19 protein-coding genes and 1 pseudogene are annotated in these 20,360 nt (G+C 75.1%); 13 read left to right on the top strand and 7 right to left on the bottom strand.

Annotation, left to right across the window (positions count from 1 at the left end):
- The first annotated feature begins 317 nt into the window (after nt 1-317).
- The 5 genes and pseudogenes from O7613_RS10580 (at nt 318) to O7613_RS10560 (ending at nt 7,841) form a co-directional block, all read left to right on the top strand.
- The gene (locus tag O7613_RS10580; RefSeq protein ID WP_282293548.1) at nt 318-1,946 is read left to right on the top strand and encodes a protein kinase; all 1,629 of its coding nucleotides are present in this window, start codon (nt 318-320) and stop codon (nt 1,944-1,946) included.
- Nucleotides 1,947-1,999: 53 nt separating this feature from the next.
- Nucleotides 2,000-2,917, top strand: coding sequence for a hypothetical protein (locus O7613_RS10575; RefSeq protein WP_282293546.1), 918 nt, complete (start codon nt 2,000-2,002; stop codon nt 2,915-2,917).
- A gap of 72 nt (nt 2,918-2,989) precedes the next feature.
- Nucleotides 2,990-3,712 (top strand): annotated as a pseudogene (locus O7613_RS10570) (hypothetical protein); the annotation flags it as partial.
- 828 nt (nt 3,713-4,540) lie between these two features.
- The gene (locus tag O7613_RS10565; protein WP_282293544.1) at nt 4,541-5,929 is read left to right on the top strand and encodes an MFS transporter; all 1,389 of its coding nucleotides are present in this window, start codon (nt 4,541-4,543) and stop codon (nt 5,927-5,929) included.
- Between the two features lie 49 nt (nt 5,930-5,978).
- The gene (locus O7613_RS10560) at nt 5,979-7,841 is read left to right on the top strand and encodes a transketolase (protein WP_282293542.1); all 1,863 of its coding nucleotides are present in this window, start codon (nt 5,979-5,981) and stop codon (nt 7,839-7,841) included.
- 65 nt (nt 7,842-7,906) lie between these two features.
- Here O7613_RS10560 and O7613_RS10555 read toward each other — a convergent pair whose 3' ends face one another.
- Nucleotides 7,907-8,296: a YchJ family metal-binding protein gene (locus tag O7613_RS10555; RefSeq protein ID WP_281589208.1), complete on the bottom strand. Its 390-nt coding sequence runs from the start codon at nt 8,294-8,296 to the stop codon at nt 7,907-7,909.
- A gap of 134 nt (nt 8,297-8,430) precedes the next feature.
- Here O7613_RS10555 and O7613_RS10550 point away from each other — a divergent pair, with 134 nt between their 5' ends.
- Nucleotides 8,431-9,432, top strand: coding sequence for an aminoglycoside phosphotransferase family protein (locus O7613_RS10550; protein ID WP_282293541.1), 1,002 nt, complete (start codon nt 8,431-8,433; stop codon nt 9,430-9,432).
- Nucleotides 9,433-9,518: 86 nt separating this feature from the next.
- On the opposite strand, the gene O7613_RS10545 is transcribed toward O7613_RS10550, so the two are convergent.
- The 5 genes from O7613_RS10545 to O7613_RS10525 form a co-directional block, all read right to left on the bottom strand.
- On the bottom strand, nt 9,519-10,166 hold the full coding sequence (locus tag O7613_RS10545) for a class F sortase (protein ID WP_281589212.1): 648 nt from the start codon (nt 10,164-10,166) through the stop codon (nt 9,519-9,521).
- A 77-nt stretch (nt 10,167-10,243) separates the two neighbouring features.
- Complete coding sequence (locus tag O7613_RS10540) at nt 10,244-10,729, bottom strand: hypothetical protein (protein WP_281589214.1); 486 nt, start codon at nt 10,727-10,729, stop codon at nt 10,244-10,246.
- Nucleotides 10,730-10,936: 207 nt separating this feature from the next.
- Entirely contained in the window at nt 10,937-11,416 is a 480-nt protein-coding gene (locus O7613_RS10535) for a hypothetical protein (protein WP_282293540.1), read from the bottom strand.
- A 31-nt stretch (nt 11,417-11,447) separates the two neighbouring features.
- Entirely contained in the window at nt 11,448-12,134 is a 687-nt protein-coding gene (locus tag O7613_RS10530; RefSeq protein ID WP_282293539.1) for a response regulator transcription factor, read from the bottom strand.
- Entirely contained in the window at nt 12,131-13,228 is a 1,098-nt protein-coding gene (locus O7613_RS10525) for a sensor histidine kinase (protein ID WP_282293537.1), read from the bottom strand. Before O7613_RS10525 ends, O7613_RS10530 begins: the two co-directional genes overlap by 4 nt.
- Nucleotides 13,229-13,403: 175 nt before the next feature.
- On the opposite strand from O7613_RS10525, the gene O7613_RS10520 reads away from it, so the two are divergent.
- The 7 genes from O7613_RS10520 (at nt 13,404) to O7613_RS10495 (ending at nt 19,146) form a co-directional block, all read left to right on the top strand.
- Nucleotides 13,404-13,820 carry a DUF6069 family protein gene (locus tag O7613_RS10520; protein WP_281589220.1) on the top strand — a complete coding sequence of 139 codons (417 nt, stop codon included), beginning with the start codon at nt 13,404-13,406 and terminating at the stop codon, nt 13,818-13,820.
- 497 nt (nt 13,821-14,317) lie between these two features.
- Nucleotides 14,318-14,728 carry a YciI family protein gene (locus O7613_RS10515; RefSeq protein ID WP_281589222.1) on the top strand — a complete coding sequence of 137 codons (411 nt, stop codon included), beginning with the start codon at nt 14,318-14,320 and terminating at the stop codon, nt 14,726-14,728.
- A 9-nt stretch (nt 14,729-14,737) separates the two neighbouring features.
- Nucleotides 14,738-15,874 (top strand): DUF6596 domain-containing protein, encoded by a 1,137-nt coding sequence (locus tag O7613_RS10510; RefSeq protein WP_282293534.1) that lies wholly within the window; start codon nt 14,738-14,740, stop codon nt 15,872-15,874.
- Nucleotides 15,875-15,975: 101 nt separating this feature from the next.
- The gene (locus O7613_RS10505; protein WP_281589225.1) at nt 15,976-16,521 is read left to right on the top strand and encodes a hypothetical protein; all 546 of its coding nucleotides are present in this window, start codon (nt 15,976-15,978) and stop codon (nt 16,519-16,521) included.
- Between the two features lie 71 nt (nt 16,522-16,592).
- Nucleotides 16,593-17,243 (top strand): MFS transporter, encoded by a 651-nt coding sequence (locus O7613_RS30800; RefSeq protein ID WP_348775404.1) that lies wholly within the window; start codon nt 16,593-16,595, stop codon nt 17,241-17,243.
- Between the two features lie 15 nt (nt 17,244-17,258).
- Nucleotides 17,259-17,846 carry a hypothetical protein gene (locus tag O7613_RS30795; protein ID WP_348775403.1) on the top strand — a complete coding sequence of 196 codons (588 nt, stop codon included), beginning with the start codon at nt 17,259-17,261 and terminating at the stop codon, nt 17,844-17,846.
- Between the two features lie 94 nt (nt 17,847-17,940).
- Nucleotides 17,941-19,146 (top strand): lycopene cyclase family protein, encoded by a 1,206-nt coding sequence (locus tag O7613_RS10495; protein WP_282293531.1) that lies wholly within the window; start codon nt 17,941-17,943, stop codon nt 19,144-19,146.
- On the opposite strand, the gene O7613_RS10490 is transcribed toward O7613_RS10495, so the two are convergent.
- Entirely contained in the window at nt 19,120-20,247 is a 1,128-nt protein-coding gene (locus tag O7613_RS10490; RefSeq protein WP_282293529.1) for a serine hydrolase domain-containing protein, read from the bottom strand. The two genes, O7613_RS10495 and O7613_RS10490, sit on opposite strands and share 27 nt — an antisense overlap.
- Between the last annotated feature and the right edge of the window lie 113 nt (nt 20,248-20,360).

Raw genomic sequence — 20,360 nt, 5'->3', positions numbered from 1 at the left:
CCGCCGGTCACGTTCCCGGCCGGGATGCTGCTGGTGCGCCGGCGCGAGGAGACGCAGCGGAAGGTGGCGCCGGGCCGCGCCGCCGACTGGGAACGGCCGACCGGCTGACGCTTGCCGGCGTCTGCTACCAGTGACGGCGTGTCCGTTACCGACCATCCGCCGCCCGGCACCGGGATCGGGCGACGTCCCCGGCCCGGGATCGCCGTCCGGCGTGCGGAAGCGTCCGTTGCGCCGATGGACGGCAGCGTCGACGGGACCAGAATGACCAGCGAGGCGGCCACCGACATCCGCCCCGGGAGCGCTGTGGGGTTCGTGGCATGAGCGGCTGGCAGCTGTCCGGCTACACGCCGGTTCGTACGCTCGGCTCGGGGGCGTCGGGCAGTGTCGTGCTCGCCACCCACGACGTCACCGGCACCCCGGTTGCGATCAAGTACCTGGTCCGCGACCTCGGCGCCGACTCCTCCTTCCGCGCCGCCTTCCGGGACGAGGCCCGGCTGCTCGGTGAGGTCGACGACCCGCACGTCAGCCGGCTCTACGAGTATGTGGAGTCGTCGCACGGCGCGGCCATCGTGATGGAGTTGGTCGACGGCGTCTCGCTGCGGCAGATGCTGCGCGCGCACGGCCCGACCACACCCGAGGCGGCGTTGTGCGTGCTGAAGGGCTCGCTCGCCGGGCTCGCCGCCGCGCACGCCCACGGGGTGGTGCACCGCGACTACAAGCCGGAGAACGTGCTCGTCACCGGCGCCGGATCGAGCAAGCTCGCCGACTTCGGCATCGCCATGCCGATCGGCCAGGGCTCGGACACCACCGTCTCCGGCACGCCCCGCTACATGGCCCCGGAGCAGTGGACCGGCGCTCCCGCCAGCCCGGCCTGCGACATCTACGCCGCCACCGCCACGTTCTTCGAGTGCCTCACCGGGCAGCCCCCGTACCCGGGTCCGGGTCTGCTCTTCCTGCGCGACCAGCACGCCACCGCGCCGATCCCCACCGACCCGGCGCCCGCCGAGGTGCACGAGCTGCTGCGGCACGGCATGGCCAAACGCCCCGACGACCGGCCGCAACCGGCTCAGGTCTTCCTGGACCTGCTGGACCGGGTGGCCGGCGCCGGATACGGCCCGGAGTGGGAGGAGCGCGGGCTGCGCGAGCTGGCCCAACGGGCCGCCCTGCTCGCCGCGCTGTGGCCGTTTCCCGAACGGGCGGAGGGCGCGACCGCGCTGGCCAGCACCGCGCTCGGCACCACCGCCGGCCGGGGCGGCCTGTTCCGGCGGGGACGCAAGCGGGTAGTGCTGGCGGCCGGCGCCCTGGTCGCCGCCGTGCTGGTCGGCGGCGCCGGCTACAGCTACGCCGCCCGCGAGACCCCGGTCGCCGCCGATGCGCCCGGCGGCCCGACGCCGGCCGGTTCCGCCTCCACCGACCCGGCCACACCGGCCCCGACGGGTGCCGCGTCCCCGGCTGCCACCCCCACCCCGTCCGCTCTGCCCACCCCGCCGGCGACCACGCCGGACGCGACCTGGGCGCCGACCCGACCCCCGGTACGCACCAGCGCGCCGACTCCCACCCCGTCGCGCAGCAGCGCGCCGCCGCCCCCGCGGGACGTCACCGCGCCGGTCGTCGGCGGCGTCGGCGCCGACCCCGGCGAGCTCGAACCGAAGGGCTGCCCGTTCGGCGTCCAGAGCAGCACCGTCACCGCCACCGTCACCGACGACCGCGACTCTCCGGCCGCCCTGAGGGTCACGTTCCGCTACACCCTCCAGGGCGCCACCGGGACGGTCCGGATGGCCGCCGCCGGGCGCGGCGTGTTCACCGGCACGCTCGGTCCGCTGGCCGCACCGAAGCAGAGCAGTCGCATCCCGATCCAGGTCACCGCCGTCGACGCCGCCGGCAACACGGCCACCTCGGCGAAACCGGTGTACGTGACGCTCTACCACTACTGCACCCCCGGCTAGGAGTACGACGTGCCCGCTGCCCAACACCGCAGCCCGGACCGGGGACGGCCGGCGTGACCCGGCCGGAGGAGCCCACCGAGGCCCTGCCCACCCATGCCCTGCCCACCGACCCGCCCCGGGACGAGCCCACCGTCCACCTTGTCCCGCCCCGGCCCTCGGTCGACGCCGAGGCCACCGCGCCCCTGACCGCCGGCCGCGCGTCGGAGCCGACCGTGCACCTCGCGCGCCCGACCGCCGGAGCCGCCACGACCGGGCACCTGACCGGCCCGGTCGGCGCGGAGAAGAACAAGCCGTCACGCGCTGGCGCTACGGAGCCGACAGCGCATCTGGGCCCACCGGGGCAGCCCGGCGGGCAGCCGACCGTCGCGTACCGGTCGACGGGCGCCGGACCGACCGTGCCGGGGGCGACCGTCGGGGCGTACCGGGAACCGACGGCGCAGGCGGTGAACGGCGGGTTCGGGCCCGCGCCCGGCGGTGAGCTGCGCTTCGGCCCGGGCGTGCCGGCGACGCCGCCGCCGGCCCCGGCCTGGCCGGTCGCGCCGCCGGCCCGCCCGCCGCGTCCGGTCTGGCGCCGGTTCGTCTCGGTGCTGTCCACAGTGCTCACCGCGGCGCTGCTGGTGGTGGTGGGGCTCTACCTGTGGCAGCGGCTGCGGCCGCTGGAGATCGAGCAGGTCTCGGTGGCGGTGCCCCGGCCGGCCGGGGTGGCCTGCGACGTGACCGTCGATGTGGTCGCCACGGTCCGCACGAACGGGCGGGCCGGGACCATCCGCTACCAGTGGTTCCGCTCGGACGCGCCGCCCGGCGCGCTGCTCTCCGAACGGGTCGGCAGCGGGCAGCGGACCACCATGCTCACCCTCAAGTGGACGTTCAGCGGGGTCGGCGCGACCACCGGGACGGCCACCGTCAACATCGTCGAACCGTCGCCGGTGCAGGCCGGCACGCGCGTCAGCTACCGCTGCCCCGGCGGTTGAGCGTTTCCCTGCGCGCCGCCCAGGGTAGGCCCACCCGGAACTACCCCTGACCCCGTGCGTGGAGGCCCTTAGATGAGAGACAACTTCAGCGACGCGGTGGGCGACGCGTTTCGTTCGGTAATGCTCTTCCTGCCCAAGGCGGTCGCGTTCGTCGCGATCCTGGTCGCCGGCTGGCTGATCGCCAAGGCGGTGCTGAAGCTGGTCGACAGGATCCTGGAGCGGTTGCACTTCGACCGGGCCGTGGAACGTGGCGGGATCAAGACCGCGCTGGCGCGCTCGAAGTACGACGCCAGCGACATCGTCGCCAAGCTCGCCTACTACGGGGTGCTGCTGGTGACGCTCCAGCTCGCGTTCGGCATCTGGGGGCCCAACCCGATCTCGGACCTGATCGCCGGCGTGGTCGCCTGGCTGCCCAAGGCGTTCGTCGCGATCGTCATCGTGGTGGTGGCCGCCGCCATCGCCCGCGCGGTGAAGGACATCATCTCCAGCGCCCTCGGCGGTCTCTCCTACGGCCGGGTGCTCGCAAACCTCGCCTCGGTGTTCATCCTCGGCCTCGGCGTCATCGCCGCGCTCAACCAGATCGGCGTCGCCACCGCGGTGACCACGCCGGTGCTGATCGCGGTGCTGGCCACCGTCGGCGGCATCCTGGTGGTGGGTGTCGGCGGCGGCCTGGTCCGGCCGATGCAGAGCCGCTGGGAGAGCTGGCTGAGCCGGGCCGAGGAGGAGTCCCGGGCCATCGCCACCCACGCCCGCGCCTACCAGGCCGGCCGGCGTGACCTGGAGGCCCGGCTCGCCGCGGACCGCGAGGCCGAGCTGACGCAGCCGGTGACCCGGGACGCCGAGCCGACCCCGCAGGTGACGCGGGACGCCGAGGCGGACCGCACCCAGCCGGTTCCGGTGTACGCGGGCTCCGCCGAGCCGACCCAGCCGGTGCCGGCGCAGCAGGTGCCGGCGCAGACGACGCCGACGCAGGTCGGCGGCGACCCGGCGGTGGCGGCCGCTGGCGAGACCACCCAGGTCATCCCGTCGCTCGCCGACTCCGAGCGCACCCAGCCGACTCAAAGCACCCAGCCGACTCAAAGCACCCAGCCGACTCAAAGCACCCAGCCGGCTCAGGGCGCTCAGCCGGCCGCCGGCACCGCGCCGGCCACGCCGCGTCAGTCGACGGCCGAGCCGGCCGCGGAGAGCGAGACGACGATGGTCATCCCGCAGGCGGACGCGGAGAAGTTCCGCCGCTGAGCCGACGGCGCACGAACCACCGGGGCGGGATCCAATCGGGTCCCGCCCCAAGTGATCAAAAAGAATGCGTCATCGAAAGACTCGGCTCCGACGCAAGTCCTTGATCGCGCGAGACGTCGCCCGACGGCCAGCCGTAGCCGGAGGGAGGGCGTCGATCATGGAGTTGGCGGCGGCGGGGAGCGCTCTCGCAGCGGCCAACTTCATGATCAGCAGGATGCCCGACGGCGTCGGCCCGCCTGACCGAGCCTGCCGTCAAGGGCGCGGTCCGGTTAGGATCGTCGGTATGACCTGGCGATGGTGACGCCCACCTGAACGACGAGCCCGCGGGCCGCCGCGGACACCGTGCACTCCGACCGGTGTCCGCTCCGACCCGTGGGAAGGCCCATGCTCGTCGCTCCTGCCCGCGTGCCCGCGACCCGCCGACTGGCGGCGACCCTCTACGGCTACGCGTTCCTCACCGACCTCGTCCTGCTCTACCCGCTCTACGTGCTGCTGTTCGCCGACACCGGGCTGTCGGTCGGGCAGATCTCCTCGCTGTTCGTCCTCTGGTCGGCCGCCGGCATCCTGCTGGAGGTGCCCTCGGGGGCGTGGGCCGACGCGCTGTCCCGGCGGCTGCTGCTCCGCCTCGCGCCGCTGCTCACGGCCGCCGGCTTCGCGCTCTGGGTGCTGCTGCCGTCCTACCCCGCGTTCGCCGTCGGGTTCCTGCTCTGGGGTGCCGGCGGCGCGTTGCGCTCCGGCGCGCTGGAGGCGCTCGTCTACACCGAGCTGGACCACCTCGGCGGGGCCGAAAGGTACGCCCGGCTGATCGGCCGCGCCCGCACCGCCGAGGTGCTCGGCGCGGTCGGCTCGGGGCTGCTCGCCGGGCCGGTATTCGCGTTCGGTGGCTACCTCGCGGTCGGCGCCGCGAGCGTACTGACCTGCCTGCTCGCCGCCGCCGTCGCGGCCCGCCTCCCGGAACGCCGGCCCACCGCCACGCCCGCGCCGGTGCCCGCCGCCACCGGGCCGGCGCCGGACGGGGCCGTGCCGGCTCTCGTTCGGCCCTCGTCCGGTGGGGCCGTGCCGGCTCTCGTTCGGCCCGCCTCTGGCGAGGCCGTGCCGGACGTCAGGCCCCCGTCTGGTGAGGCCGTGCCGGCCGGCGGGTCGGCCGCGCCGCCGCCGTCCGGCGGCGCCACGGGGGAGCAGCCGCCCGGCGAGCCCGGCTGGCGGGACCGCGTGCGCGGCGGACTGGCCGAGGTACGCGCCCACCGCGCCGTCCGGGCCGCCGTGCTGCTGGTCGCCGCCGTGGCCACGATCTGGGGTGGGCTCGACGAGTACACCGGGCTGCTGGCCAGCGACACCGGTGTCGCTGAGACGACCGTGCCACTGCTGCTCCTGCTGCTGTGGGGCGGGATGACCGCGGGTGGACTGCTCGCCCCGCTGGGCGAGCGGCTTTCCGACCGGGGGTACGCCGGCCTGCTGGTCCTCGCGGCGACGGCGACGGCGGCCGGCGCGCTGCTGCGCCATCCCGCCGGGTTCCTGCTGCTGGCGGTCGCGTTCGCCGCTTTCCAACTCGCCACCGTGCTCGCCGACGTGCGGTTGCAGGCCCGGATCAGCGGCGACGCCCGGGCCACGGTCACGTCGCTGGCCGGGATGGCCACGGACCTGACCACGGTGGTTTTCTACGGCGCGTACGGGCTGCTCGCCGGCGCGGTCGGCAACCCGGTCGCGTTCGCGGTGGCCGTGCTGCCGTACCTGCTGGTGGCGCTCTGGCTGTACCCCCCGATCGGGCGGTGAATCAGGGGAAGAAGTAACCAGAAGCGAGCATGCCGCTACGGTGGGTCCGGTGACCCTGCAAGCACAGCGCACCCTGCGCGACGAGGACCTGACCGGGCTGGCGGAGCTGGCAGCCCAGTTGCGGGTGGACGCGATCCGGTGCAGCACCATGGCCGGATCCGGGCACCCCACCTCGAGCCTGTCCGCCGCCGACCTGCTCGCCGTGCTCGTCGCCCGGCACCTACGCTACGACTGGTCCTACCCGGGCAACCCCGGCAACGATCACCTGATCTTCTCCAAGGGCCACGCCTCGCCGCTGCTCTACGCGGTGTTCCGGGCCGTCGGCGCGATCAGCGAGCAGGAACTGCTGGAGACGTACCGCCGCGCCGACTCGCGCCTGCAGGGCCACCCCACCCCGGTCCTGCCCTGGGTGGACGTCGCCACCGGCTCGCTCGGGCAGGGCCTGCCGGTCGGGGTGGGGGTGGCGATCGCCGCCCAGTACCTGGACCGGTCGCGCGCCCACGTCTGGGTGCTCTGCGGTGACAGCGAGATGGCCGAGGGATCGATCTGGGAGGCGCTGGACAAGGCCGGCCACTACGGACTGCGCCACCTCACCGCGATCGTCGACGTCAACCGCTTCGGCCAGCGCGGACCGACCGAGCTGGAATGGGACCTGGACACCTACCGGCGGCGGGTCGAGGCGTTCGGCTGTCGGGCGATCGTCGTCGACGGGCACGACCTCGGCGCGATCGACGAGGCGTACGGGCAGGCCCGCGACGGCGCCGGGCCGACCGTGGTGCTGGCCCGCACGGTCAAGGGCAAGGGCGTGTCCGAGGTCGAGAACGACCCGTCCTGGCACGGCAAGCCGCTCGACCCCGAGCTGGCCGACCGGGCGGTACGGGCGCTCGGCGGGCCACGGCGGATCCGCGTCGCCGCGCCGAGACCGCACGCCGCGCCGCGCGCCACCCCCGCCGAACACGGCCAGCCGGACCTGCCCCGGTACGAGCGCGGCGCGAAGGTCGCCACCCGGGACGCGTACGGGGACGCGCTGCGCGCCCTCGGCGCCGCCCGACCCGACGTGGTCGCCCTCGACGGCGAGGTCGGCGACTCCACCCGGGCCGACCGCTTCGCCGCCGCGTACCCGGACCGGTTCTTCCAGATGTACATCGCCGAGCAGCAGCTCGTCGCCGCCGCCGTGGGCCTGGCGGTCCGGGGCCGGCGGCCGTTCGCGGCGACGTTCGCCGCGTTCTGGTCCCGGGCCTACGACTTCATCCGGATGGCCGGCGTCTCCCGCGCCGACATCGCCCTGGTCGGCTCGCACGCCGGGGTGGAGATCGGCCCGGACGGCCCGTCGCAGATGGGGCTGGAGGACATCGCCGCGGTACGCGCCGTGCCCGGCTCCACGGTGCTCTGCCCGGCCGACGCGGTCTCCTGCGCGGCGCTCGTCGCCCAGATGCCCGACCGTTCGGGCGTGGCCTACCTGCGCACCACCCGCGGCGCGTACCAGGTGCTGTACGACAACGGCGAGGAGTTCCCGATCGGCGGCAGCCGGGTGGTGCGCGACGGCGGCGACGTGGTGCTGCTCGGCACCGGCGTCACCGTGCACGTCTGCCTGGCCGCCGCCGACGAGCTGACCCGGGAGGGCATCGACGCCCGGGTCGTCGACCTCTACTCGATCAAGCCGGTCGACCGGGAGCGCCTGCTGGCGGCGGTCCGGGACACCGGCGGCCGGCTCGTGGTGGTCGAGGACCACTACCCCGAGGGCGGCCTCGGCTCGGCCGTGCTGGAGGCGCTGGCCGACCTGGCCGAACCGGTGCGCGTGCGGCACCTGGCGGTACGCGGGCTGCCCGGCTCCGGCACCCCCACCCAGCAACTCGACCGCGCCGGCATCGGCGTGCACGCCGTCGTCGCCGCGGCGCGCACCCTCGCCTGAGGTGCAAGGCGGGGGCCCCGCTTAACGCATTCGGTATAGGCGGGGCCCCCGCTTAACACCACTGCTCACTCCAGCAGCGCGTCGAGGTAGACCCAGCGGCCGTCCTCCCGGGCGAAGCGGCTGTGCTCGGCCAGCACGCCGGGCCGACCGCCCTCGCGGTAGTGCGCCCGGAAGCGGACCGTGCCGGTGCTGTCGAACAGGCCGCCCTGCCCGGTCTCCAGCACCTCCAGCCGGATCCACCGGGTACCCCGGTCCAGCTCAAGGCGCTCCGGCCGGGTCCGCGAGTGCCAGCTCCGCAGCAGGTAGCCGGCGTCGCCGAGCGCGAACGCGCTGAACCGGGAACGCATCAACGCCGCCGCGGTCGCCGCCGTCGCCGTGCCTTGGTGCACCGGGGCGCAGCAGTCCTCGTACGGTCGCGCCGAGCCGCAGGGGCAGGCCGTTGTCCGCTTCGCCATGCCGCGATTCTCGCCTTCCGCCCGGAAGGCGTTAAGAAGGGGCCCCGCCTATACCGAATGCGTTAAGAAGGGCCCCCGCCTTACACCCCAGCGGGGCAGCGGGGCTCGGCGGGGCGCACTAGTCTTCGAGGATCATGAGCGGCAGCCCGACCCGGCGCGACCTGGACCCGGAGGCGGTGCGCCACTACGTCGCCGCCTCGCTGGGGCCGGCCGTCGACGTGGCCGACTGCGGCCCACTGACCGGCGGCGGGTTCGCCGCGGTGTGGTGGGTTCGCCTCGCCGACGGGCGTGACGTGGTGCTCAAGGTCGGTCCGCCGCCGCACGTGCCGCTGCTGCGTTACGAGCGCGACATGATCGGGGCAGAGGCGCGCTACCTGCGGCTGGTGGCCGTCCGCGCGCCCACCGTCCCGTCGCCGGCGCTGCTGCACCACGGCCGGCACCGTGAGCTGGGCGACTGGCTGCTCACCGAGCGGCTGCCCGGTCGTACCTTGTGGGACCTGACCCTCGCCGGGGCGGACGTCGCGGCGTTGCGGGCCGAGTTCGGCCTGGCGCTGGCCGCGCTGCACGCCGTCACCGGCGACCGGTACGGCTACGACGGTGGGCGCGCCGCCGCGCCCACCTGGCGGGAGGCGTACACCGCGATGGTGGACGACCTGCTCGCCGACGCGGCGGACTGGGCGGTGCCGTTGCCCGCGCCGGCGTCCCGGATCCGGGAGTTGGTCGCCCGGCACGCCGCCGTCCTCGATCGGGTACGCCGCCCGGCGCTGCTGCACTTCGACGGCTGGGCCGGCAACGTGCTTGCCGTCGAGGGGCCGGACGGCACGCCACGGCTCAGCGGCCTGGTCGACGGCGAGCGGTACCTGTGGGGTGACCCGCTGCTCGATCTGGTCTCGCCGCTGCTGTTCCGCCGGGCGGAGGACGAGCCGGACGACCCGCTGGTGCGGGCGTACCGGACGGTGGCGCCGTTTCCGTGGGACGCCGGGGTGCGGCGGCGGCTCGGCCTCTACCGGCTGTATCTCTATCTGCTGATGACCGTGGAGATGCCCAGCCGCGCGATCACCGCGGAGACGGACCCGGGTCGGGTGGCGCTGCAGGCCGAGTTGCTCGACGCCGAGCTGGCCGACCTCGCCGGCTGAGAAGCGTCCGGGCCGGCCGCTCACGGGACGGCATCGGAGTAGGAGCGGCCGGCGCGGGGTGATCGCGGGCGTCGCCGGGAGCAGCGTCAGCGGGTGGCGGTGGCGAAGACCACGATGTTGTCGGGATAGCTGCCGGTGCGCGGGTTGAACCGCCCGCCGCAGGTGATCAGGCGCAGCCGGGCCGCCGCGCCGCCGCCGTACACCCGCTCGGTGGGGAAACGGTCCTTCGGGTACGTCCCGACGCCGTCCACGGTGAACGCCGCGGTCCGGCCGTCGGCGCGGACCACCCGGACGGTGTCGCCGGGGCGCAGCCGGCCGAGGTCGAAGAAGACCGCCGGGCCGCGTTGCGTGTCGACGTGCCCGACCAGCACCGCGTTGCCGGCCTGGCCGGGCGCAGGGCCGGGGCGGTACCAGCCGGCCACCTCGGGGCGCTCCAGCGGCGGCACCTCAAGCGCGCCGTCGTCGGTGGCGACCGGCACGATCTCGGCGTCCACGCCGATGCGGGGAATGACGACCCGGGCGGGCGTCGAACGGGGGAGCGTCGGGCCGTCGGCGCCGGGGCGTTCGGTGGCCGGCGCGGCGGAGGACCCGGGTTGCGGCGGCGACGCCGAGGTGCTGCCGAGACCGGCCGAGACCAGCCCGGCGCCGGCGGCGCCGGCGAGGGTGACGGCGGTGACCACGGCGGCCGTGCGGGCCCGCGACGGCCCGCCCCGGCGCCGGTGGGACGAGGACACGGATCCGGCTCCCTCCGACGTGGACGCGGGGGCCCGCGCCGGGTGGACCGGCGCGGGCGACCCGCTCGGCGTGCCGTTCAGGCGGTGGCGCCCGCGCGCCGCCGGCGGCGGATCAGGACGTACGCTCCGCCGCCGAGCGCGCCGGCGGCCAGCGCGCCGCCCGCGACCAGCACGCCGGTGTCGCCGTCCCGGCCGCCGGTGCCGGCCTGCGCGCCGCCGATCGGGGTGACGGTGAACGTGGCGCTGCCGCCGTCGCTGCCGTCGCCGCAGGTCGCGGCCACCGTGTACGTGCCGAGCGTGAACCCGGCGGTGAAGAGTTCGGCGCTCAGGCCGCCGCCGGCGGCGGCCGTGGTGGACCTGACGTTCTGGTCGCGGTCCGGCCCGGTGACCCGGAAGATCGCGTCACCGGCCTTCGGGTTGCACGTGGTGGTGAGCACGACCGTGCCGCCGACCGGCGTGGTGGCCGGTGAGACCCTGGTGTCCGCCAGCGCGGCGGCCGGCAGCAGCAGTGCGCCGAGGCCCACGCCGACCGCCGCCGTGCCGAGAATTGACTGTGCCTTCATCCGCGTCTTCCCTCACTTTTCGTCCGCTGTCTGCGTGGGACGTCGTTCGGGTGGCCAACTCCGTGACTAGCACCGGTGTGGCCAACACTAGGAGGGTTGCGACAGTCACTGGGGGTAATTGAGAAATCTTCGTTGCCGTCCGGTGTTACCCCTCTCGCCACCGGCCGACGGACATGTCGGCACATCGAGGATGAGACCGGACAGGCGTCAGGACGACCCGTGCGGGCTGAGCGCCGCCGACCACAGGGCGATCCGGCGGTCCCGGCTTCGCCGGCTCAACAGCGCGAAGCAGACGGCGAGGACGACGAGGTCCGGATGCCGCCCGGTCACCTCGACGTCGACCGGGGCGCCCGGCCGGCCCGACGTGCGCGCGGTGACGGTCCCCCCGGGCCGGGTCAGCACACCCTCGTACCGCCGGAACCCGCGCGTCGTCCGCCACCCGGCCGGGGTGTCCACACCGGCCCACCGGGCCGACGGCGGCTCCAGTTCGAGCAGCGGCGCGTCCGCCGGCCCGGCGGTGATCCGCAGCCGGCGTCGGCCCTGGGCGCGTAACGACCAGGCGCCCTCGGACGTGGTCGCGTCGGCGCGGACCAGGCCACGGTCGGCGTGCAGCGTCCCGCGCGGCGAGGTCCCCGCCGTCAGCGTCCACAGTCGGCGGCCCGTGCGGCGCAGCGTCAGATCAGTCATGTCGTACCCCCGTGATCGTGGTTTGAGCGGCTCAGCCGGACGGCGGCTCCGGCCGTACCAGCCCGGTGTCGTACGCGAGGACCACCGCCTGGATGCGGTCCCGCAGCCCCAGCTTGGTGAGAATCGCGGAGACGTGGGTCTTCACGGTTGCGGTGCTCAGGTGCAGCCGGGCGGCGATCTCCGCATTGGACAGCGCCCGCGCGGTGAGGGTGAGCACCTCCCGCTCCCGGGCGGTCAACGCCGCGAGCGCCCGGTCGGCGGCGGGTGCCGGGCCGGGCAGCCGGTCGGCGAACCGGTCCAGCAGCCGTCGCGTCACGGTCGGCGCCAGCAGCGCCTCACCCCCGGCCACCACCCGCACCGCCTCGGCGAGGTCGGCCGGGCGGGTGTCCTTGAGCAGGAAGGCGCTCGCCCCAGCGCGCAGCGCGGCGTAGACGTGCTCGTCGACGTCGAACGTGGTGAGCATGACGATCCGGGCGGGATTGCCGGCGGCCACCAGGTCCCGGGTCGCGGCGATGCCGTCCCGCCGCGGCATCCGCACGTCCATCAGCACCACGTCGGGCCGGGTACGCGTCGCCACCGCGACCGCCTCGACGCCGTCCGCCGCCTCCCCGACCACGGTCAGGTCGGGCCGGGCGTCGAGGACCATCCGCAGCCCGGCGCGGATCAGCTCCTGGTCGTCGGCGACCACCACCCGTACGCACTCACTCCTCGCGCTCACCGGACCGCCGCCCGCACCGGGAGCTGCGCGCGTACCCGGAAACCGCCGGCCGGCAGCGGGTCGGCGTCGAGCGTGCCGCCGAGCAGCCGGGCCCGTTCCCGCATGCCGACGATGCCGCGCCCGCCGGGTCGGCGGGCCGGCGCCGAGCCGTCATTGACCACCTCCAGCCGCAGCATCCCGTCGCCGTAGCGGACGTTGACGTCGGCGCGGGTCGCGTGCCCGTGCCGCAGCGCGTTGGTAAGCGATTCCTGCACGATCCGGTACGCGGAGAGCTGCACCCCGCCGGGCAGCGCCTCGCCGTCGCCCTCCCGGCGTAACGTCACCGGCAGCCCCACCGCGCGGACGGCGTCGACGAGCGCGTCGAGCTGCGCCAGCCCCGGCTGCGGCCCGTCCGGGTCCGACCCGTCGTCGGCGGTCAGCGCGTGCAGCATCGCCCGCAGCTCGGTAAGCGCCGACCGGGCAGCCGTGTTGATCGACCCGAGCGCGGCACGGGCCTGCGCCGGGTGCCTGTCGAAGACGTCCTCGGCGGCGACGGCCTGCACGGCGATCACCGCCACGTGGTGGGCGACCACGTCGTGCAGCTCGCGGGAGATGCGCTCCCGCTCGGTGGCGCGTACCTGCCGCTCCCACTCGCAGCGCCGCTGCGCCTGGGCGCGGAGCAGCTCGCCGATCGACCAGCTGAGGCCGAGCGCGGTCACCGCGAGCAGCATGTCCCGCCAGCCGCCGCTGACCAGCTTCCACGGCGTGGGCGCCACCAGCACCGCGAGCGCGACGAGCGAGAACCGCGGCGGTCGGAGCCGGGCGACGTAGGACAGCGGCGCGGCCACCAGACCGAGCCAGCCCAGCGTCGGGCAGAGCGCCTCCAGGCCGACGCCGGCCAGCGCGGCCACCGCGAGCGCGTACCCGGGTCGGCGCCGGATCCAGAGCAGGCAGCTGGCCTGCAGCACCGCTAGGCCGACCGCGGCGGCGGTCCCGCCCGGCGTGGCCGGGCCGACGTCCGAGGTCAGCAGCACGAGCAGCGACACGCCGAGACAGGCCGCGGCGATGCCGCCGTCGAGCAGCAGCAGGAACCGGGTCCGGGACAGACACTTCATGTCCCGGATGCTAGGCCGCCGACCCACCTGACCTCATCGGCCGCGAGACGGACATCCGGCGCGCCCGTGGTTCCCGGGACGGAGCCGGGAACCGGCCCGCGGCGCGATCCGCGTGACGCCCCGCCGGCCCTAGCGTCGTCCGCAGTCGATTTCGCCGCACCGGAGGTACGCACCGATGGAAACCACGATCCCGAGCGCCACCGTCCGTCCGTCCCGCCGCCGCGACCGGCTGTTCACGGTGCTCGCCGCCACCGCCGCCACGCTGCTGGGCTGGGCCGTCGCGGTGCCGCTCGCCGGGGTGGAGCTGACCGCCCGCGGCGGCGGCGCCGAGCAGCGGGTGACGCCGGTGGCGGTGGCGGTCAGCACGGTGCTCGCCGGGTTGGCCGGCTGGGCGCTGCTGGCCCTGCTGGAGCGGTTCACCGGCCGGGCGCGGACCGTCTGGAGCGTGGTCGCGGCGCTGGTGTTGCTGCTGTCCCTGGTCGGGCCGCTGACCGGGGGAGTGGGCCGGGCGGCCACGGTGACGCTCGTGATCCTGCACCTGCTCGCCGGCGCGGTGCTGGTGCCCGGCCTGCGGCGTACCGCCGCGCGCTGACCGGCCGGGCCGGGACCGCCCGCGACGGGGGTGGGCGGCTCCGGTTTGTCACGGTGCGTGACATTCGCGCGGGCCCGGGTGTGGTTCGCTCCCGCCTTTGCTCTGCAGCCATCCGCGCAGCAGGCACGGAACGTCACCGAACCGGTCCACCCCCGCCGGTGGCGGACCGTGCGTCTGAGCAGCTCAACCACCTGCTGCGCGGATGGCTGCAGAGCAAAGGCACGGGGGGCATCAGTCCGTCCCGGGCCGTGCCATCACGCTCGGCAATCATTGCGCTGGGTGACCAACGTCGTCCGGTGATATCAAGCCAGCAACCACCGCCGAGGCGATACGGCTAGCCTCCTAGGACGCTTTAGGGGCGGTGCCGCACCTCCCTCGGCAGCTGTCGGGACTCGGCTACGAATTTTTCTGCTCGGGATGTCGAGAACCCGGGGCCGGCTCCGTCCCCGGTCCGAACGCGGCCAGAATGAGTCGCACCCGCATCGAGGAGAAGCATCATGGCGAAGTACCTGCTGCTGAAGCACTACCGTGGCGGCCCGAAGCCGGTCATCGACATGCCGATGCTGGACCGGTGGACGCCGGAGGAGGTCACGGCGCACGTGCAGTACATGAACGACTTCGCGGCCCGCCTGGAGTCCTCCGGCGAGTTCGTCGACGGTCAGGCACTCTCCCCGGAGGGCACCTTCGTCCGCTACGACGGGGAGGGGCGCCCGCCGGTCACCGACGGCCCGTTCGCCGAGACGAAGGACCTCATCGCCGGCTGGATGGTGATCGACGTGGACAGCTACGAGCGTGCCCTCGAACTGGCCGCGGAGCTGTCCGCCGCGCCGGGGCAGGGCGGCCGGCCGATCCACGAGTGGCTGGAGCTGCGCCCGTTCCTGACCGAGCCGCCCACCATCACGGAGTGACCTGATCCGATGGACGACGTGATGCTGCGCAGCCTCACGCCGAGCGTTCTCGGTGTCCTCGTCCGCCGCGGAGCTGACTTCGCGGCGGCCGAGGACGCCGTGCAGGACGCGCTTGTCGAGGCGCTCCGCGTGTGGCCGGCCGACCCGCCGCGCGAGCCGAAGGCGTGGCTTGTCACCGTCGCCTGGCGCCGGTTCCTCGACATGGCGCGCGCCGACGCCGCCCGGCGCCGGCGTGAGGAGACCGTCGACGAGGAGCCGGCGCCCGGGCCGGTGTCCGGGGCGGACGACACGCTGCGGCTCTACTTCCTCTGCGCGCATCCGGCGCTGACACCGTCGTCGGCGGTCGCGCTCACCCTGCGCGCCGTCGGCGGGCTCACCACCCGCCAGATCGCCCGGGCGTACCTGGTGCCCGAGGCGACCATGGCGCAGCGGATCAGTCGGGCCAAGCGCACCGTCACCGGCGTACGGTTCGACCAGCCCGGCGACGTCGCGACCGTTGTGCGCGTGCTCTACCTGGTCTTCAACGAGGGCTATTCCGGCGACGTCGACCTCGCGGCCGAGTCGATCCGGCTCACCCGGCAGCTCGCCGCCGCCATCGACCATCCCGAGGTGGCCGGGCTGCTCGCCCTCATGCTGCTGCACCACGCGCGCCGGGCCAGCCGCATCGGCCCCGGCGGCGGTCTGGTGCCGCTCGCCGAGCAGGACCGCCGCCGGTGGGACACGGGTCTCATCGCCGAGGGCGTGGAGATCCTGCAGGGGGCGCTGGCCCAGGACCGGCTGGGGGAGTTCCAGGCGCAGGCCGCCGTCGCCGCCCTGCACGCCGACGCGCCCACCGCCGCGGAGACCGACTGGGTGCAGATCGTCGAGTGGTACGACGAGTTGGTCCGCCTCACCGACAACCCGGTCGTCCGGCTCAACCGCGCGGTCGCGGTCGGCGAGGCGGACGGCGCACGGGCCGGGCTGGCGGCGCTCGCCGAGCTGGACGAGACGCTGCCCCGGTACGCGGCGGTGGCGGCGTACCTGCACGAACGCGACGGCGACCGGCCGACGGCGGCCCGGCTCTACGCCGACGCGGCCCGCAAGGCCACCAGCATCGCCGAGCGGGACCACCTGACCCGCCAGGCCGCCCGCCTGAACACCCGGTGAGCCGGGTACGGCGGGCGTCGAGCTGAACCGTCGGCGGTGGCCGGTGGGGTCCTCGACGGTGGGCTCCGATGGCGCGCCTCGCCACACGCTAGCCTGCGGGCATGGATCTGGGGCCGCACGGCGAGCGGGTGGCCGTGTCCCTCGCGCGCCGACTCGACCGGCTGACCTTCGAGGATCTGGCCACCGACCAGGTGACCGCCCGGCTCGTTGACGCCGTGGTCGAGTGGGCGACAGATGAGGGTTGGCGGGTCTACCGCCGGGCGGCGAGCGTGCTGCCGTTGCCGCCGCCGTTGTCCGGGCGGCAGTCGGTGCTCGACGTCGCCTGCGCCCGGCCGGACGGTCCACCCGTCGTCGTCGAGGTCGACCACACCGACCGTCGACGGACCGTGGAGAAGCTGCTGGCTGAGGCCGGGGCCGGACGGATCCCGATCTGGCTGCGCTGGGGCGTACCCGGGTTCGCCGCGCCACCCGCGCCGATCCGGATGGTGACGGTCGAGGTGTCCCGCCGCAACGGTTCGGCCGGCCGGGGGCGGCTGCACTCGCGGCGACCGGTGGCGGACCGGCCGGCACCTGCGCACTCGGTCACGGCGGTCGGCCCGGCGGCCCCGGTCGCGCTGCCGATTCCCCTCCCTGGCGAGCCCGACTGAGCGGAGTGGCGTGTGCGGGGCCTCCGTAAATTGCTCGGCGGGCGGCGCTGTCGCTGGTAGCTTGCCCCGTCGTGACGGGGGAACGACTCGGGGGGCGCTTCGCCCGCCTGTGGACCGCGAGCACGCTGTCCGCGCTCGGCAGCGGCACGGCCACGGTGGCCGCCCCGCTGTACGTGGCGTCGCGTACCGACGACCCGCTCGTGGTGTCCGCCGGCGCGGCGGTGTCGTGGTTGCCGTGGCTGCTGTTCGCGCTGCCCGGCGGGGTGCTGGCGGACCGGGTGGACCGGCGTCGGCTGATGGTGCTCATCGACTGGGTGCGGGTCGTCGCGCTGGCCGCGCTGGCCGCGGCGATGCTCGCCGACCGGGCCGGGATCGTGCTTCTCTACCTGGTGCTGTTCGTGGTCAACACCGGTGAGGTGGTGTTCCGCGTCGCCGCCCAGGCGGTGCTGCCGGCGGTGGTGCCCCGGTCCCGGCTGGAACGGGCAAACGGCTGGCTGAGCGGCGGCGCCCAGGTGACGCAGAACATGGTCGCCGGCCCGCTCGGCGGGTTCCTGTTCGTGCTCGCGGCGGCGGCGCCGTTCGCGCTCAACGCCGGCACGTACGCGCTCAGCGCCGTGCTCGTCGGTCTGCTCGCCGGCACGTATCGCGGGGAGGGGGCGAGGACCGGGCCGCGCTCGGCGCGGGCGGAGATCGCCGAGGGCTTCCGGTGGCTGCTGTCGTAGCGGCTGCTGCGTACCATGGCCGTGCTGATCGGGCTGCTCAACGTCACGCTGACCGCGGCGATCGCGGTGCTGGTGCTGCTCGCGACCGAGCGTCTGGGCCTCGGTTCGGTCGGCTACGGCGCGTTGTTCACCTGCCTGGCGGTGGGTGGGCTGCTCGGCTCGGTCGTCGGTGACCGGTTGATCGCCGCCTTCACCGCGACCTGGACGGTGCGGGTGGGCCTGCTTGTCGAGGCCGGCTTGCACCTGGCGTTGGCCGCGTCGCGCAGCGCGGCGGTGGTCGGGTTCGCGTTGTTCGCGTTCGGGGTGCACGGCGCGTTGTGGAACATCGTGGCCAACTCGCTGCGGCAGCGGCTCACCCCGCCGGCGATGCTGGGTCGGGTGGGCAGCACGACGTTGTTCGTCGCGGCCGGCGGCAACTGCGTCGGCGCGTTGCTCGGCGGCGTGGTGGCGGCCCGGTACGGCATCACCGCCCCGTACTGGGTGGGCTTCGTGGTGGCGGTCGCGGTGATCGCCGCGACGTGGCGGGTCTTCGACCGGGCCACGGTGGCCGCCGCGTACGCCGAGCCGGCCGTCGCGGAGGTCCGCGAGCTGGCCACCGGATAGCCCCCGCGCGCGAACTGCCCACCGGTTTGTTAAGCGGGGGCCCTTCCTCTACCGCAGGCGTTAACCGGGGCCCCCTCCTTGAATCGTCCCGCGGGTGTGGCAGCGTGGGTGGGTGCCCGCTTCCTCCCCGGTCGACGTCGACCTCGCGCTGGTCGGCGGCGGTGGCGCCGCCTCCCTGGTCCTGGCCGCCCTGGACCGGCATCGGGTGCGCGGCGTGCGGGTGGCCGTGGTGGATCCGGTCCGCAAGCGCGGCCAGGACCGCACCTGGGCGTTCTGGGGCACCCCCGGCGGCGACCTCGATCCGCTGCTGAGCGCGAGCTGGTCGCGGGTGGAGGTGGTGACGGCGGCGGGCCGCCGCGTCCTGCCGTTGGACCCGCTGCGGTACGCCATGCTGCGTTCCGCCCCGGTCTACGACCGGGCTGCCGAGGCGGAACGGCGGCTGGACGCGGTGCGGATCGGCGCGGCGGCGGGGGAGGTACGCGACGACGGTGCTCGGGTGACCGTGCACGACCCCGCCGGTGGGGTGTTGGTGCGGGCCGGTTGGGTGCTCGACTCCCGGCCCCGCCCGCCCGCGCGGCCGGGGCGTACGACCTGGTTGCAGCACTTCCGGGGGTGGTGGTTGGCGGCCGAGAAGCCGACGTTCGACCCGGGCCGGGCGGTGTTGATGGATTTCCGCACCCCGCAGCCGGAGCGCGGGGTGTCCTTCGGGTACGTGCTGCCGGTCGACGACCGGTTCGCGCTCGTGGAGTACACCGAGTTCGGGCCGGCGGTGCTCGACGACGCCGGCTACGACGCGGCGCTGCGCGGCTACGCCGGGCTGCTCGGTCTGGACCTGGGCGCGCTGCGGGTGCGGGAGGTGGAGAACGGGGTGATCCCGATGACCGACGGCCCGTTCGTGGCCCGCCCGAGCCCTCGGGTGGTGCGTTTGGGCACCGCCGGTGGGGCGACCCGGCCGTCCACCGGGTTCACGTTCTCCGCCATGCTGCGCCAGGCCGACCAGGTGGGCCGGGCCGTGGCGGCGGGTCGCCCGCCGGTGCCCGCGCCCGCGTACCCGGGTCGGCACCTGTGGATGGACGCGGTGGCGTTGCGGGCCCTGGACCGGGGGCACGTGGCCGGGGTGGAGTTCTTCGAGCGGCTGTTCGACCGCAACCCGCCGGAGCGGGTGCTGCGCTTCCTCGACGGCGTCACCAGCCCGGTCGAGGACCTGGCGGTGATGCGGTCCAGCCCGTTGCTGCCGATGACCGGCGCGGTCCTCGGGGACGCCGCCGGCCGGCTACGCGCCCGGCTGCGCCCCGCCTAGGGTCGCGGCGACCCGGTCGCGCACCAGCGCCCGCAGCCGCTCCATCGGGTCGCCGTCGCCCGCGCCGAGCCGGTTGCGCACCGCCGCCACCGTCAACCCCAGTTCCGGGTACGCGAACGCGAGGCTGCCGCCGCTGCCGGCGGTGCCGAACGACCCGTCGTCGTCGACCGCGTACCCGAGCCCGAACGTGCTCTCCTGCCCGAACACCCACTCCTGCGCGCGCACCGCGGGCGCGGACACGGCGCGCAGCCGTTCGGGGGAGATCAGTCGGACCCCGTCGACCGGGCCGAGCAGCGCCGCGTACATCCGGGCCACCGCGCGGGCGCTCATCGTGCCGACCGACGGCACCTCGGCGCGGAGCACGTCCGGGTTGCCGCCGATCGTCGCGTCCGGCCGGACCGCGGGCGGGGCCACCGCGTCGAAGTGCGGCAGGTTGGCGCCGGCCCAGGTCATCATCGCGGACAGGCCGGCGTCCTCCAGCCGGGCCAGCCGGGGCAGCTCCGCCTCGGGTACGGCGAGGAACAGCTCCCGGTCGACGGCGAGCGGCCCGGCCACCTCCTCGGCGAGGACCCGGGAGATCGACCTGCCGGTGACCCGGCGGACCACCTCGCCGACCAGCCAGCCCCACGTCCAGGCGTGGTAGGCCAGCCGTTCGCCGGGCGCCCACAACGGCTTCGCGTCGGCGAGCAGATCGCACATGCGCTGCCAGTCGGTGAAGTCGGCGGGGGTGATGTCGGCGGGCAGGGCGGGCAGGCCGGCGGTGTAGGTGAGCACGTGCCGCAGCGTGATGCCGTCCTTGCCGTTGCGGGCGAACTCCGGCCACACCCGCGCCAGCGGAACGTCGTAGTCGAGGCGGCCCTGCTCGGCCAGCACGTGCACCACGGTCGCGGTGAGGCCCTTGCCGGTGGAGACCGCGTGCACCGGCGTGTTGGCGGTCATCGGCCGGCCGGCGTCGGTGTCGGCGAGGCCGGCCTGTTCCTCGACGATCGGCGCGCCGTCGAGGTAGGCGGCGACCTGCACGCCGGCCTCCCGCCCGGAGGTCACCAGGTCGTCGATCGTCGCGCGCACTTCGGCCCGCAGGCCGTCCCATCGGTCGTCCACGGTCAGGGAGCCTGCCAGAGCGCCGCGTCGGCGTCGCCCGGTTTTTCGTCGTCGACGTCCCTCCGCCGGAGCCGTGAGACGGTACGCCGTCGAGGGTCGGGCGGCGCACCCGG

This window comes from Micromonospora sp. WMMD975 (assembly GCF_029581215.1).
Taxonomy (GTDB): Bacteria; Actinomycetota; Actinomycetes; order Mycobacteriales; family Micromonosporaceae; genus Micromonospora.
The sequence above is the reverse complement of the archived record's forward strand: the minus strand, read 5'-3'. Positions and strand labels throughout refer to the sequence as shown.